The organism is Legionella moravica DSM 19234 (assembly GCF_000423305.1).
Lineage (GTDB): Bacteria > Pseudomonadota > Gammaproteobacteria > Legionellales > Legionellaceae > Legionella > Legionella moravica.
This window is the reverse complement of the sequence record NZ_AUHS01000014.1, coordinates 126,917-142,281: the sequence shown is the minus strand read 5'-3', so window position 1 is coordinate 142,281 and position 15,365 is coordinate 126,917. Positions and strand designations below refer to the sequence as shown.

The following is a 15,365-nucleotide window of genomic DNA, read 5'->3' as shown; positions in this document are numbered from 1 at the left end:
TCTCTACGTTCCTTGCGGATGGCTAAAATGCTTCACTGAAGCCAAAGCCAGGTCAATAATTTTTTTTGACTGTTCTTCGTTAGCGTTGATTAAGCTGATGTCGTTAATCAATTCCATCAAAAACCCAGGCACCTCATTTTCCATTAAGTCGCCATTATATAGACATGCTGCTCGTGTGAAAATATAGTGAAGCAAATTCTTGCTGATTGTTAATTTGTCTTTCGATAATCCAGGGTCATTATGAGCATCACCAAACAGCAGCCAACCCGGAGAAACGTGAAGTTTCGCAGCAATTTCAACGAGTTTAACGGGCTCGGGTATGGCTTCACCCCGCAGATATTTTCGGCAAATTTGAACAGAGTAACCAGTAATTTCTGCTAATTTATGGATACACACTCCTGATGTTGAGCGTTGTGAATTAAATCCAGCAGCAATCATTGCGTCTCGCAAGCGGTAAGCAAACTGTTTTGTTAAGTTAACTTTTTCCATGGGGAAGCAATGTTCCTAATCTCTTAATGCTGAGTAGAGTGTAACAAAGGGTAATAAAACCTGCAAATTTTGAAATGAGTGGAAACTTTTAGTTTCGTTTGGAAATTATCAGTTGACAATGGAAATCAACTGAGTATAATGGCCTCCGAAACGTACGGAATCAGTTTCAATAGTCCAAACATGGAAGCACGTGATACCGGATGGAACCGGTATCACATTTAAGTCCAATTAATGGAACAGTGGTGTAACCATAGCAGTTAACCTCGCAAACTAATGGCTTGAATGGCTATCCTCCATTCAGGCCTTTCTATTTTATATTGGGAAGTTTGAGCTCATTAATCAGTCGAATTAAATGATCTGATAATGGAACCCTGATTTGTTTATGACGGCTGCTTTCGCCCCGGATTAATTCACAATGAGATTTGGGTAATTTGAACTGCTTCGATAGGAACTGTATCAATTCTTTATTCGCTTCCCCATCTTGTGGTTTGGCATGCAGCGCTATATGTAAGGCTTCGTCAGCAATGGCAAGCAACGCTGATTTTTTTGCATTGGGCTTGGCATAGACAGAGAGCACCACATAATTTTTTTCTATTTTAAACCACATAATATATTCTGCCTGTTCATTTAGTTGCTGCCAGATTGTTCAAGCCTGGCACCTGGTCTCGTAAAGCAAGCCTGACGGACGTGCCATCACCGGCAATGACTAAGGTTACGAACTGAACGCTGGCGATAACACCAATGGTGTCCAATTTCGGAATTGACGTTACTAATTTATCCGACATTTTGCTTTCTGATTCTTAGAACGTTGCAAATTATAAATTTAACTCCTTACATATAAGACCCTATTTAAAACTGATAATTAAAAATCCTTGAAAGTGAGGATGTTCTATCATCGGACAATTGTTTCGCCAGAACCAGTTAAAATTTAAGGTTTTTTATGATCGTTAATCACTGATTCAATTATGGCATTTTTCAACGGCTTCACTGCGCTGCCAAAAAAATTTAAACCGATACGTGCGTAGGTATAGCTCATTTCACCTATCGTTGCCACGGGCCTCACCACAACGGTTTTTGCTAATTTGTTGGCTTTGCCAAATATGCCTGGGTGTTCACTTAGACCAACATGAAAGGGGTTTCGCTCTTGGCGCCATGTCTCTCCCGCAAGATCTTGATTGATGAGTTCAATATTATGTTTACTGGATAAATCCAAAGCACCTGCGCCCATTAAGGGTTTAAGCATATAATCCATGCCTATATGTTCAAATCCGAAAGATGCGGGGGGAACAGCCGTTACAATGTCTCCGCTTCTCCACCAACGCATGATGTTCTTTTTTCCCAGGAGCCTTTCTGTTTCCTGAGCTGCATTAGTACCATAAACACGAGGTGATGATACGGTGATCAATCCAATATAGCCTGACTCAGGATGTTGCATTTTGAAATCGCGTGCCGCCAAACTGGCTATTGCACCACCCAAGCTGTGTCCTGAAAAAATAAAATACACATCGGAATAGGCTAAATGATGATCGTGTATTAACTTATTAATATCGGCATGCATATGGTCTTGCATACGACTATATCGTTTTATAAATCCACCATGAGCAGAATGTTCCCCGACAATTGCTACGACATCATAAATAAATTGTTCAGCAACACCTCTATCTTTTCTATCGATTTCCTCTAATGATCGATGGGGATATTCGCCATTAGTTTTGACAAAATCATCCCAAAGGGTGACGGAGCCTCTAAACGCAATGGTCATGACGGGATTTTCAGGGCAATTGTTGTATTCGATTAGATAGTCAATTAATCCACCTTCAACTCGGACAATGTTGCCGACTGCACGAAATTCAGCGATTTTTTCGTGATTATAAATTTTTTCTGCCAGGTGGCGTGCCTGTGAGCTTTCTTCAGATACAATTAATGCTGTTTTTTTCCCTGATTTTTTTATTGCAATTTCATGTTTCCAGCCTTGATGAAGTTGTAAGCTATCCAGTCTGGATAATCGATATCTCGCTCTTCGATGCCCTTGTTGTTTGGCTTTTAAATACCATATTCTTGCTTCAGTATATTTTGCTTTCTTTTCGTATAATCTTCCCAGTAAATATTGCGCATCCTTGAAACCAGCTTCTGCTGACAAATGAAAGAAGCGTAATGCTTCGTCTTCATCTTTTTTTACGCTGCGACCACTTAAAAAAAGAACGGCAAGATTATATTGCGCATACTGGCTTCCTCGTTCAGCTGCTTGAGTATAGTGCTCAATCGCTTTGTTGATATCCTTTTTTGCTCCATTACGGCCTAAAGCATAATCAACTCCTTGGGTGTTAAAAGAATTGGCTTCTGAATCAAGCGTATTAAATGCCTGTTGAATGAGAGGATTTCCCTGCTTTGCATCTTGTTTCAAACGAACTAATGCTGCTTGCGATTTTTCGTGACGATTTGTAGCTGCTTTGGTGTACAGTCGAATGGCTTTAAGAACATTTTTTTTAACCCCTAATCCTTTTTCATAACAATCCGCAAGATTAAAATGTGCCGAAATAATACCTTGGCTGGATGCTGACTTGTATAAAGATGCCGCCATAGTGTAATTTTGTTCCAGCCCCCCGGAACCCGCTTCAATCATAATCCCCAGATAATTCTGTGCAGATGGGCTTCCTAATACAGACGCCTCAACAAAACAGACTGCTGCTTTGAATTTATCAGGTTGGGGTAGCCCCTTGCCGGTAAAGTATTGAATCCCGAGTTTTAATTGGAGTTCAAGAAGTAATTTTTGGGCTTCAAGATGCCCTTGCTTTGAGGCTAAACGGTAATATTTGACTGCTTCAATTTCATTTGCAGGAATACCTATGCTGCCTTTTTTGAGCAGTTCAGCCAGTTCGAACTGAGCATCTTTAACTCCTTGATCCGCTGATTTTTTATACCATTTCATTGCCATTGAACTATTCTTCTCGACATATAATCCCCTTGCGTATCGACTGGCTAAGAAATACTGTGCATTTTTATGGCCCAGTTTCGCTGCAGATTCAAAATACTTGACTTCTTGCGTGCTACATTTTAGACCCATGGCCTGTTTGTATAATTTTTCAGCTTCGTCCTGTAGGGTTTTAATTCTGGATATAGCCGATTCGTGCTGCTGCGCAGCCGCTTTACGATAATATTTAAGTGCTTTTAGATAGTCTTGTTTCACATCATATTGATATGCTACATAATACTGTGAATCAACATGGCCACAATCAGCGGCTTTCTTATAATTGATAAAGGCTTTTTCGCTATCTTGACCATGCAAGTTAGCTAAATGTAGGTAATGATAGATGCTATTAGTCTCATCATTTATAGTGTTGGGCATGCAATCTCCACAAAATGTATATCTGGGTCTATGTAAGTCCTAGCGTGTTTGTCAAACTTACAATGTGAAAGATTGGCAACAGTCCAGAATGAATCTCAAAACAGTCATTAACAGAATGATTTTAATTGATTATTTTTCATACTAATAGGCTTGATTATTTTAAGGTGCGCAATAATAACCCAATCAAGTTGTTTGTCAAGTTGAAGGTAAAAAGCCCAAACAATCTGGTTTAGTTGATGGAATTAATGCTCTTGTGGTAATTATTTATCCATTGTTGATTGAAAATATCTTAAAAAATATCTATGATGCGCTTTTTTTATCCGAATGAACGGGTAGCATTACATTAGATCTATTATGGAATACGATCTCTTACGAATACATGACTCTGATTGTCATATCGATTGAAAAATGATGTACAGCTCCGAATTCAAATTTAGGAAACCATATAATGCCTTTTATTGTACATAGTGATCTCGAAAAGCGCGTAAAAAATAAAGATGCTTTAATTCTTAAAAATGGTGTCTACTCAAGTTTTGATTATGAATATTTTACTTTATCAGACCGCGAACCTCGGCAATTGAGAATTATTGAAATAATTTGTGATTTTTTAAATAAACATCCAGAAATTACAAAGCTTGATGTAAGCAAAAATGAGATCGGTACAAAAGGCCTGGAAAAATTAGTAGCTGTACCAAGCTTAAGAACACTAAAGATTAGAGGGAATAAACTAGGCGATGACGCTGTAAAAATATTAGCGTCCAGCCCTTATTTAGATGAATTGGATGTTAGTGATAACAAAATCAGTTATATAGGTGCTGAAGCCTTTGAAACGAATAATCGTCTGCTAAGCCTTGACATAAGCTGGAACCAAATTGGTCCTCAGGGCTCTAAAGCCTTCGCGCGTAATAAATTCATTCAACGTCTCAATTTGGGATTTAATGATATTGGTGATGAAGGTGCCCAATATTTAGCATCAAATATGCGACTTACATTTTTAGATGCTAGTAATAATCGCATCCGGGGAGAGGGAGCATGCGCATTGACCCAAATGCCAAATCTTCGTGAATTAAATCTCAGTAATAATCCCATTGGCGACTTCGTCCTGAGAATCGGTCCTAATATGAGAACTCTAAATCTTTCTTCTACTCGTTTAACTGATAGAAGTGCGTCTGCCTTAGCAAGGAACAACTCACTGTATCATCTTATTTTGAAATCAAACCGCATTACCAATGAGGGTGCTATTGCCTTGGCAGGTCATACATCGCTGGAAAAACTTGATGTGAGTTGGAATCACATTACTACTGAAGGAGCGATTGCTTTTGCAGCAAGCCAAAGTTTGATCTGGCTGAATATTGAGGAAAATAAGATTGGTCGCTCAGGTACCAATGCCTTTATAAACAATCGAAATTTGTTATGGCTGAATGTTGGATATTCAAGTCTTTATTATGATGGCTATAACTTGTTGCCGCATATCAGGGAAAAATTAGATGATGGTGTTTATGGAAAAATACTAGTACCTTTAAGAGACGTGAAGCTACCCAGCCCCGCTCCTGTTGATAAACCATTAATTAAAGCAGTAACGCCTCGCATTCCAGAGCGAAGAGTAGCCATACCTAGTCAGCCTGTTTGTTCTATGTCGATTTTAAGAGGATTTATAGCGGTGTTAGGTCTTACTCAGATTGCTGTAGCGTTCATTATTTTGGATGCAGCGTCTCTTGATCCTACCAGTTTTTTAGCGGCCACGACAGGAGCAGCTCTGCTTGCGTTCGGAGTATTTGGTACTACTTTAACGAACAATACTGCAAGTGAAAATACTCATTCATTTCCAGCTTATTGAAAAGGTCACACGTTAAACTGACGTAGCGCTCTGGAGCTGATATGGATTGACATCCACCAGGATGTCAAAAGTCATGAGGCTCAGGCCTTGCTTTTTAGCTATACATAGTGCAATAAGCAAGACCTGACCCCTTTAGCTTTGCTACCAGTTTTTTAGCGGCCACGACAGGAGCAGCTCTGCTTGCGTTCGGAGTATTTGGTACTACTTTAACGAACAATACTGCAAGTGAAAATACTCATTCATTTCCAGCTTATTGAAAAGGTCACACGTTAAACTGACGTAGCGCTCTGGAGCTGATATGGATTGACATCCACCAGGATGTCAAAAGTTTTGCTTTTCAGGCCTTGCTTTTTAGCTATACATAGTGCAATAAGCAAGACCTGACCCCTTTAGCTTTGCTGTTATTGCATTAGATTATTTCCTGAAAATCGTTGTCCAAAGGCCATGCCTGATCAGAATTTTAAGCCAGGGTATGGTGACATTGATTATGTGAAGGGTTTACAAACCAGGCTTATAATTTATGAATCATTGTTCTGGCAGTTGGTTGAGGCATGATTTGGTAGATTTTACTTTGTCATTTAAAGCCATCGATGAAACGGGACGGGGCCCTCGTAATTGTCTCGCTAGTCCATGAAAGAAATTGTATTCAAAATTCCTCCCTTCAGAAGCAAAAACTATTGGTAGAACATGCCAGGGAAGCCTTGGGAAACGATGATGTGTTCCATGATAATTAAAATTAAGGATAAAAATAGCGAAACACGTTGGTAGCTTGAAATTAAAAGCAAAGTATACATCGTCTGTTTTACTCCCATAATGGTACGAATAATCCGATACAGAAATAAATAATGCACGAGCCATCATTAAAATAATTAATACAGGCCAATGTGAGCCATAGCAATAAAAGCTAAGAAAAAACATAGAAAAAATGAATAAAAGATCAACTCTGGTTTCTGGCAAATTATTTTTCTTTTTTAAGAATCGTTCAATCGCAATCAACTGATAAGAGTTGGCAGGAAAATATTTCGTTAATTTAGTTTTTAGTGTTTTGCGTGATAATAAGGCAATTAGCGGAAAAAATAACTCCTGAATATATAAGCCAATGAATAAACGGAAATAAAAAGCAAGTTGGGCTATTCGTGGCGATAGTAGAGCTGGATCATATTCATCATGTCGTTCCATTGCTGTTCGATTATATTTGTGATGTAAAAGATGAGCCTGTTGAATCGCTCGAAAGGGTGAGCCAAAACAGATAGCCAATAGGCGGCTCATCGTATCATTACCCCTTCGATTCATTGATAGTTTGGAATGGATTCCCTCGTGGATTAGTGACCAGAAGCTATTATTCACGAGCATAAGGGGCAGTAAATTTAGTATCAAGAGAATCCCTGTCTCTGGCAATAAAAAGGGCAGAATAAAATATTGATACAGACTTATTAGAACAAAAAAAATAACGAGATAGCGGTTATATTGTTCTAGTGGGACTAAGAGATCGCTGTCCAACAATTCTAATGTTGTTGTATTTTTTTTTGGTGCGTTAAATTGATTTTTTGAATCTTCATGGCCCTTATTGGACTGCCATTTCTCCATTCCAAATCTCCAATATATTCGTTATCGGCAATAACGTCGCCAGACACAATATTTCCATAGCCTACATACGCTTTATCACCGATTTTACTGCCAGGGCCTATAATACAATTTGCGCCAAGAAAACAATTTGTTCCAATTGTGACAGGCTTTAACAGCAGGCGATCACCAGTAAAATAATGACAAGAGACATGAACATTTTCACCGAAAGTTGTTCCTGAACCAATGGATAATAAGGGAAGATCAACAAAGGTAAATTCCATTGGCGTATTGATGCCAAAGCCAATTTTGGCGCCTAATGCACGATACAGTAAAAATTTAAGTAAATAGGAAATATTCAGAAGATACCTAAGTCCAGACACCTTTATGGAACGATTTAATGCTAAATGACAATACCATGATAGAGTATTTTTATTGAATCCAATATGGGTCACGCCAGGTTTTAGTTTAGGAATAAAGAACTTAAATAGTGCTAAGAAAGATATGAAAGTCAAACCTGACAATAAAGGTGACAGTAATAAAACAAGAATCAACAAGGTAGTTGAGCCAGAAAAATAAAAGATCAGAAAAATAATAGCAGACCATGATAAAACGGCAGGACCTACTGCGAAGAATGCACTAAGAAGATCAAAAAATATATAATGGGGTATTTTTAAATTTCGATGATCAGTCATTGATTATCACCTGTGCCGATTTTTTTACTCGAAATAGTTTACGATAAATTGCTTGCGCAATTGTGATGGTCAGTGTCAATAAATAGGTCATGATCATCTGTCTGCGACGAAAATAAAAGACAGTGAGATCATTATCGTGTATTCCTTTGCGAACAAGCTTTGGGCTTAATAAAGTGTAGCGTTTTATCATTCCATGGCCGGCATAGGAACAGCCAAAAATGATGGGACGATTTTCTTTTAGAGCATCAAAAATAATATGGGACCCAATGTTCAAGTTAAACATCACGCGAGAAATTGATTTTGATTTCCAAAGTGCAACTATTTCACAGACCTTTTGCTTGCCCCCCAAAGCTTCAATAATATTTAATTGTTCTTCAGCCGTAAAATATTCAAAACAACGATGTGGATATTGATTAATTATGTATCCAGCGACTAATTGTGTGCCCTCATAAACACCTATAATGCGCTTATAGGAGAATAGACTTTCAGTTTTGATAGCCTGAATTGGGTCAAGTCGTTTCCCCTGAAAAGAGTCCATGTATCCTTTGGAAAACTCCGCAAATTCAGTTGCGGTTTTAAGATCTCTAAACTTAAATAATTTTGCCATATCAATTGTCCTTATGATCAAACGCAAAAAAGTTATTTTAGAGGACTTCCTCGGTAACAGCATGAGGTGAAGTAACTAACCCTAATTTGCAAAACATACGTTGTTGTGCTTTCAACCGGATATCAAGTTCTTCAGGAGAAGTTCTTAAAATTGCAGCCCCCGTTTCCAGATAACGGTCTTCGTTAGCCAGTTTCCAATCAGACCAAAGGCCTTCAATCCAGGTAATAATATTATTTTTTTCTATTTCACTCAGAAGAGGTAATTTGTCTCGCATATAGATAAAACCGAATCCAGAATGTCTGGCTTCATCTTGGATAATACGTGAATTAATTGCCTTGAAAATAGGGCAGGGTAGCGTTTCAATCCGCTTTCTTTGTTGATTCAGTGCTTCACTTTCCATGACTACATTTAAGGCAACAATCAATCCGCAATAGGATCCAGTCCAAGCAAGCGTCTTGGAAAAAATATCTGCAAGCCGTTCATTGACAGGTGCAATTTTGCCAAGCATTTGAATATATTTTGCATATACATCGGCATGACGTGCCTCGTCATTCATCTGCGTGCAGATAAAACGAAGCGCTTGAAAGTCTGGAATTTCAGTGATTAGTCGGGCACAAATTTTTAGGGTAAACAGTTCCGCATGGTAAAGCTGACTTATCATATCCACATAATCTGTTATTGTGACATCGTTTGGTACGATAGGGGTTTGATCCCAATCGAACTCAGAAATTGACCAATTGGATAATCCTGATTTTTCAATCAATTGTTGCAATTGAGGGGAATGATAAGTGTGTGAATCGTCCATAACATCAACCAGTCTCGGCATTTTTGATCATATTAATGCTTCACTGTTTAAAATTCAACTCATATCGATACTCTCTCTTTATGACTGCAATTTCATCCTTGGCATGGTGTTTTTTTCATCATGCTAGTCTTGGTATGTCTGTGTTGACGGCATTTTCAGTTGGCATTGAAGCACTCGCTTCTATTTCAATAGGAGATCTTGAGTTGAAAAAAGTCGAACGATATAGTCTTCTTGCCGCTGGAACGGCGTGTTGCTGTGCCTCACTAAATCCAATTACAAACTCAATTAAAGGCCCAAGCCAGGCAGTATAATCTACGCCATTTGCGATGGCTGCAAGCAGAGCTTGAGAGGCATGTGCAACCCCAGCCAAAGCCCCAACACCCAATGATAAAATCATAGAAGATGAATCACCATGCCTAAGCATGTTGGCAATATTATTGGGTAATTGTTCCATTTGATTAAGATGAGGAACTGACTCTGCTATGGCAAAACCAAATACAGCAATACGCTTGTAAAACTCTTGGTTAATTGGGGCAGCGATTAATTGTCCCTCTGGTAAATGCAGATAAACCATTGCTGCCAACATTAACCACCATTTTAAAGGAGGCCATGAGCTTTGTGGTCTCCCAATTATCTGACTATTCGTTACACTCAAACTATAATGTTCACGCGTACCATTCAGGGTGTGAAAAAGGTGTGGTACCGAGATAGCACAAAACTTTATTAACGCAGGTGCAGCGAAAACCAACCCTAAAAATTCATTATCATGTATTCCTAATGAACTGGCCAATAAGCTACCTTGTAAACGATGCGCCCATCCGCACATAGCTAATGGTGGTGCAAGTAACATCAAACCCGTTGACATGACTATAATATCACTCGTTTTTGCAGGCTGAAGTAATGATGGTTGTTTCTGCTCTTCATGCGCATCATTAGATTCATCGTATTGAGCTGGAAATAGATGATCGTATACCTCAATGGACTCACAACAACCAGCAAGAATTGCCAAGCCGAGAATATAGAGCCAATAAGTATCCTGCGCTGTGTCTGATAGCTCATCTATTGTCGCTCGGGAATAAGTCATTGAAGATACAACGAATACTAGAAACGTGAGAAATTGTCGTAATTCTTTTGGCATCACTTTAACCATACAAAAATGTCTTTGAGCAAGACGTAGAAGAAATTCGCGTTTTATTATATGGGATTATATAGACTAAAAGCTACGACTTTGAGTACGTTTTGGTTCATAGTCAATTTTATAAAAAAATTCTGAATTTTATGTGGTTCGCGTGTTACAAGCAATTTTAAATGTTTAAAGTCATTAATGTACAAGTATCTTGCTTTTTGCTCCAAAGCAATATACCTAGTAAAAAGCAAGATCCGCCCTTCCAAATGCTCACTCCGAGCCATGATAATTGGAATTTTTTATGAGTGGCAATTTCACGCTATCAAGTAACCCACATTCATCCAAGATAAAAGGCAATAGAGTAGTTTAAAACTCAAACCATGTAATTTGAAGTTCATACCAAGAGAGAGCAGTGCTCCGGTACTGTATGTAGTACTGAATACACGATATTCTTTGATGTGTTTTGGGCCATTCTTACTCATTGTATTTCCTATAGTATCATTGATATTAATCCGGGAGGCATGTAGTCCAGCCAGATGGCGAGTGCTAGTACGGGATTATCAAAAATTTTATTACTGGGTTCAACCATAATTTATCTTCTTAATGGGCCCAGAATTGCCTGCAATGAATATAAAATAAATTGCGAACTGTTCTGTGGAACCCTTTTTAGGCGCCAAGAAAGACTCTTTTGTCTGTTAACGGACGGGTTTGTGAATCCGTAAAAAGGATGTTTCAAAATTTGTAATTCACTTGGGACGCTAGTTCGAAAACTGTATCTATTAATCAAGGTTCAAATTAATACCAAAAATAATTGAATTAATGAAGGGTTTTACCTAGAGGTTTCGTTGGCTTGAGATGTGATAAAAAGCGTAATAAATTCTGATTACTTAATAATGGCAATAGTTAATGGTGTTCCGAGGAGGCAGACCACATCCTTGTGGTAGTGCATCGTCCTTGATGCGTTCAAATAATCCTTAATAAGACATCCGCTGTCCTTCCTCGTACTGATTTAAGCATAGCGAATAATTTTAATGAGTTATACTCAAAATAGCGCATAATCGTGTAAGAAATCTCTTAATTTGAGTTAGAGGGCCTAAAATGGGCTGCGATTTTAATTTATCTGACAGGTATAAGGGGCAGGACTTGAATTGTGAATTTATTGATATTCACAATTCAAGTCCTGACCCTTTCTTGCTACTCAATGAATCACTTGATAGTAAAGTATATGCCTTATATACCCCGGGAAGGGGCTATAAAGCGATGAGCGAATACTTTAATCCGTTTTTACTGGGGTTGATTCTTTTAAATTTTCAAAGGTTTTGTTTATTTTTCATAAGAAAAATCCCAAAACAAAACACTGCATGCGCTATCTAACAAGCTATTTGCCTGATTTAATGTATCCCCTTTTTTGATGTGCGTTATTTTTTTATGGCTAATAGTAATTTCAGGAAAGCATATATCACTTAGTACTCCATGTGTTTTGGGGTAAGTTATCCAGCCCGCACTGATTGATGGTTTTGGGCTTGTTTGGATTAAATCTGGAGCTATTTTGGTCATGAAGTGCGTCTGTTCAAGATTGAAACGATGACTGATTTCATACATTTAAGGAACAAGTGCCCGAGCAAACGTCAATAGGGTCAGGTCTTGCTTTTTAGCAATTCATAAAGCAAAAAGTAAGACCTGCCCCCTAAGCTTTGACTCCTTATTATTTCCCACAAAGTGTAATAATGATTCAGGCACAAGTTGTAATTTAAGCAACCAATGATAAACTTTCGTGCTGAAGATATTTTGAATCTATAGCGTTTTAAGAAATAATATTTGGGTAACTACGGAATTTGATCACTTATGGATAATCATATATTGAAATGGGTTACAGAATTGCACGCTATTTCCCAAAATGGAATGACGTATTCAAAAAACGAATTTGATATAGAGCGATACCATCAAGTTGAAAATATTGCTAAAGAAATGGCGGCATACTTCTCTGATAAAGATATCAATATAGTTGAGAATTTTTTTTCGTTAGAAAAGGGGTATGCAACACCTAAGCTAGATGTCAGGGCTTTTATATTAAAAGAAAAAAAATTATTACTTGTAAAAGAGCGTTCTGATCATTTGTGGACTTTACCAGGAGGTTGGGTTGATGTTAATGAGTCACCTTCTGAGTCGGTCACAAGAGAAGTACTGGAAGAAACTGGATTTAATATCAGGATTACCAGACTTTTAGCTCTTTGGGATAAGTTGAAACACGATCACCCTCCACAATGGCCGCATACTTATAAGATTTTTTTTCTGGGTGAAATAATATCTGGTTGTGAGAAAGCAAACCTTGAAATTTCTGAGATCGATTTTTTTCCAATAGATGAGCTTCCTAACTTATCAACACATCGTGTCACACGAAGCCAGATCAATCGGTTACATGAACTTTCCTTGAACTCAGGAATTACCGTCTTCGATTAAAGTAATTAATGAATACCGGAGTGGGCATATTTTCAAGGCAATTGAATTGTCATGCTAAAATCATTTAAATTGAACCATTAGAGACATCGTGTCGTGTTCCAATACCCCATGTTCTGAGAATGGACTTGTCTGCAGTATTTGGGAGTTTGCGAGTAATAGAAAAAGTAATTTAGCAACCGCACCTGATTTGAGCCTGTGTAATTTGTTAATCTATTGGCATCACTTAAAAATTATTTGAAGTAGTCGATTAAATAATTTGCTTTGTATTACAACTTTATTATATAATTCAAACCTATTTGAATACAGGTCGAATTCTAGGCACGTAGCTCAGTGGTAGAGCACCACCTTGACATGGTGGTGGTCGGTGGTTCGATCCCACTCGTGCCTACCAATTAAATCGAAAGATACATTTGAATCAATTTTATAGAGCAGCTGCTGCACTGAATACAAAAGTTTTAACCCTGCTCTGCAGGGTTTTTTTTTGAAAAGAAGTGCTTGACGGACGGAATGACGGACAGAACTATGCCAAACATTAAATTACCTGATGGTAGTGTGAAACATTTTGAAGCCCCTTTGACTATTTACGATGTAGCACACCATATTAGTCCAGGATTAGCAAAGGCAGCTCTGGCAGGTCGTGTTGATGGCTGTTTGGTTGATACCAGCTATTTGATTCAGAATGACTGCTCCTTGGTTATTATCACCGAGAAACAAGAAGAAAGTCTGGAAGTTATAAGACATTCTGCCGCACATCTTTTAGCTCAGGCCGTAAAGATTCTGTTCCCCCAAGCCCAAGTGACTATAGGCCCTGTCATTGAGGACGGTTTTTACTACGATTTTGCCTTTGAGCGACCCTTTACACCGGAAGATCTTGAGCTAATTGAAGCAAAAATGCAGGAACTGGCTAAAGCAAATCATCCTGTTACTCGCAGAGAATTACCGCGCGATGAAGCAATTCAATATTTTAAAAATCTGGGTGAAGAGTATAAAGCCAAGATTATTGCTGATATTCCTGCTGGTGAAGTGCTTTCATTATACCGTCAAGGTGATTTTGAAGATTTGTGCCGAGGTCCGCATGTTCCATCTACCGGTTTTTTAAAGGCCTTTAAACTGACAAAACTGGCAGGTGCCTATTGGCGTGGTGATTCTAATAATGAGATGCTGCAGCGAATTTATGGTACAGCCTGGACTGATAAAAAATCACTAGCCGATTATCTGTTTCGCATCGAAGAAGCGGAAAAACGGGATCATCGCAAATTGGGAAAAGCCCTCGATCTGTTTCATTTTCAGGATATTGCTCCCGGAATGGTTTTTTGGCATCCCAATGGCTGGATAATCTATCAGGAATTAGAGCGTTACATGCGCATGCGTTTGGCTGATTTTGGCTACCAGGAAATTAAAACCCCCCAGTTGGTCGATAAAGTATTGTGGGAAAAATCGGGGCATTGGGCAAATTTCAGAGATGAGATGTTTGTTACCGAGACCGAAAATCGTCAGTATGCCGTAAAGCCAATGAATTGTCCTTGCCACGTCCAAGTTTATAATCAAGGTTTGAAAAGTTATAGAGATTTGCCATTAAGGCTTTCTGAGTTTGGCAATTGCCATCGATGTGAACCTTCTGGTTCATTGCATGGATTAATGCGTGTACGAAATATGGTGCAGGATGATGCTCATATATTTTGTACCGAAGATCAGATTCAATCTGAAGTTGCGATGATGCTGGAGTTGGTTCAATCCGTGTACACCGATTTTGGTTTTAGTGCAATTAAATACCGTCTGGCTTTACGTCCTGAAAAACGTGTTGGTGCGGACGAGGTATGGGATAAAGCCGAGAATGCTCTAAAACAAGCCATGCAGGAAAGAGGAATTGAATGGGTTGATGCGCCAGGTGAAGGAGCATTTTATGGCCCGAAAATTGAATGTTCTTTATCGGATTGCCTGGGTCGAATTTGGCAGTGCGGTACCATTCAGGTTGATTTTTCAATGCCCGCTCGTTTGGAAGCAAGCTATATTGCTGAAGACGGTAGCAAACAGACTCCTGTCATGTTGCATCGTGCGATTTTAGGTTCTTTTGAGCGCTTTATGGGCATATTAATCGAGCATTATGCTGGAAAATTACCACTTTGGTTGTCGCCAGTACAGACTGCTGTACTCACTATAAGTGAAAAACAGAACGCGTATGCGGAAAAAGTCACACGAATTTTACAAAAAAATGGTATTCGTGCACATTTGGACTTGAGAAATGAGAAAATTGGCTTTAAAATTCGCGAGCATACTTTACAAAAAGTGCCTTATCTATTAGTAATAGGCGATAAAGAAGTTGAAAATGGTCAGGTTGCCGTTCGTTCACGTGAAGGTGTGGACTTAGGCGTGATGACAATAGATACAATTTGTGATACCTTGACGCAAGAAATTGTCCGTAAAGGATCTCTGTAAA

The 15,365-nt window shown here is 38.6% G+C and carries 13 protein-coding genes and 1 tRNA gene; 4 read left to right on the top strand and 10 right to left on the bottom strand.

Annotation, left to right across the window (positions count from 1 at the left end; genetic code table 11):
* Positions 1–3: 3 nt before the first annotated feature.
* The 3 genes from G543_RS0103895 to G543_RS0103880 form a co-directional block, all read right to left on the bottom strand.
* Entirely contained in the window at positions 4–489 is a 486-nt protein-coding gene (locus tag G543_RS0103895) for a helix-turn-helix domain-containing protein (protein WP_028383373.1), read from the bottom strand.
* A gap of 307 nt (positions 490–796) precedes the next feature.
* The gene (locus G543_RS0103890; protein ID WP_028383372.1) at positions 797–1,096 is read right to left on the bottom strand and encodes a DUF167 domain-containing protein; all 300 of its coding nucleotides are present in this window, start codon (positions 1,094–1,096) and stop codon (positions 797–799) included.
* Positions 1,097–1,417: 321 nt separating this feature from the next.
* Positions 1,418–3,835, bottom strand: coding sequence for a lipase family protein (locus tag G543_RS0103880; protein ID WP_028383371.1), 2,418 nt, complete (start codon positions 3,833–3,835; stop codon positions 1,418–1,420).
* A 448-nt stretch (positions 3,836–4,283) separates the two neighbouring features.
* On the opposite strand from G543_RS0103880, the gene G543_RS18295 reads away from it, so the two are divergent.
* Positions 4,284–5,672, top strand: coding sequence for a leucine-rich repeat domain-containing protein (locus G543_RS18295; RefSeq protein WP_028383370.1), 1,389 nt, complete (start codon positions 4,284–4,286; stop codon positions 5,670–5,672).
* A gap of 525 nt (positions 5,673–6,197) precedes the next feature.
* On the opposite strand, the gene G543_RS0103870 is transcribed toward G543_RS18295, so the two are convergent.
* The 7 genes from G543_RS0103870 to G543_RS0103845 form a co-directional block, all read right to left on the bottom strand.
* Entirely contained in the window at positions 6,198–7,025 is an 828-nt protein-coding gene (locus tag G543_RS0103870; RefSeq protein WP_238584729.1) for a fatty acid desaturase family protein, read from the bottom strand.
* A gap of 152 nt (positions 7,026–7,177) precedes the next feature.
* On the bottom strand, positions 7,178–7,930 hold the full coding sequence (locus G543_RS17000) for a DapH/DapD/GlmU-related protein (protein ID WP_051190568.1): 753 nt from the start codon (positions 7,928–7,930) through the stop codon (positions 7,178–7,180).
* A complete protein-coding gene (locus G543_RS0103860; RefSeq protein ID WP_028383368.1) occupies positions 7,923–8,537 on the bottom strand; it encodes a hypothetical protein in 615 nt (204 codons plus the stop codon). Before G543_RS0103860 ends, G543_RS17000 begins: the two co-directional genes overlap by 8 nt.
* Before the next feature lie 37 nt (positions 8,538–8,574).
* Positions 8,575–9,342: a ferritin-like domain-containing protein gene (locus G543_RS0103855; protein WP_133141346.1), complete on the bottom strand. Its 768-nt coding sequence runs from the start codon at positions 9,340–9,342 to the stop codon at positions 8,575–8,577.
* 118 nt (positions 9,343–9,460) lie between these two features.
* Positions 9,461–10,480, bottom strand: a complete 1,020-nt coding sequence (locus G543_RS0103850) for a hypothetical protein (protein ID WP_035921355.1) — start codon at positions 10,478–10,480, stop codon at positions 9,461–9,463.
* A 302-nt stretch (positions 10,481–10,782) separates the two neighbouring features.
* Positions 10,783–10,950, bottom strand: a complete 168-nt coding sequence (locus tag G543_RS18910) for a hypothetical protein (protein ID WP_155824906.1) — start codon at positions 10,948–10,950, stop codon at positions 10,783–10,785.
* An 841-nt stretch (positions 10,951–11,791) separates the two neighbouring features.
* Positions 11,792–12,025: a hypothetical protein gene (locus G543_RS0103845; RefSeq protein ID WP_162145878.1), complete on the bottom strand. Its 234-nt coding sequence runs from the start codon at positions 12,023–12,025 to the stop codon at positions 11,792–11,794.
* A 288-nt stretch (positions 12,026–12,313) separates the two neighbouring features.
* Here G543_RS0103845 and G543_RS0103840 point away from each other — a divergent pair, with 288 nt between their 5' ends.
* The 3 genes from G543_RS0103840 to thrS all read left to right on the top strand — a co-directional run bounded on the left by G543_RS0103840 (position 12,314) and on the right by thrS (position 15,364).
* Positions 12,314–12,928, top strand: coding sequence for an NUDIX hydrolase (locus tag G543_RS0103840; protein ID WP_028383364.1), 615 nt, complete (start codon positions 12,314–12,316; stop codon positions 12,926–12,928).
* 316 nt (positions 12,929–13,244) lie between these two features.
* Positions 13,245–13,319, top strand: a tRNA-Val gene (locus tag G543_RS0103835).
* 131 nt (positions 13,320–13,450) lie between these two features.
* Positions 13,451–15,364, top strand: a complete 1,914-nt coding sequence (gene thrS / locus G543_RS0103830; protein ID WP_028383363.1) for a threonine--tRNA ligase — start codon at positions 13,451–13,453, stop codon at positions 15,362–15,364.
* Position 15,365 lies beyond the last annotated feature (1 nt).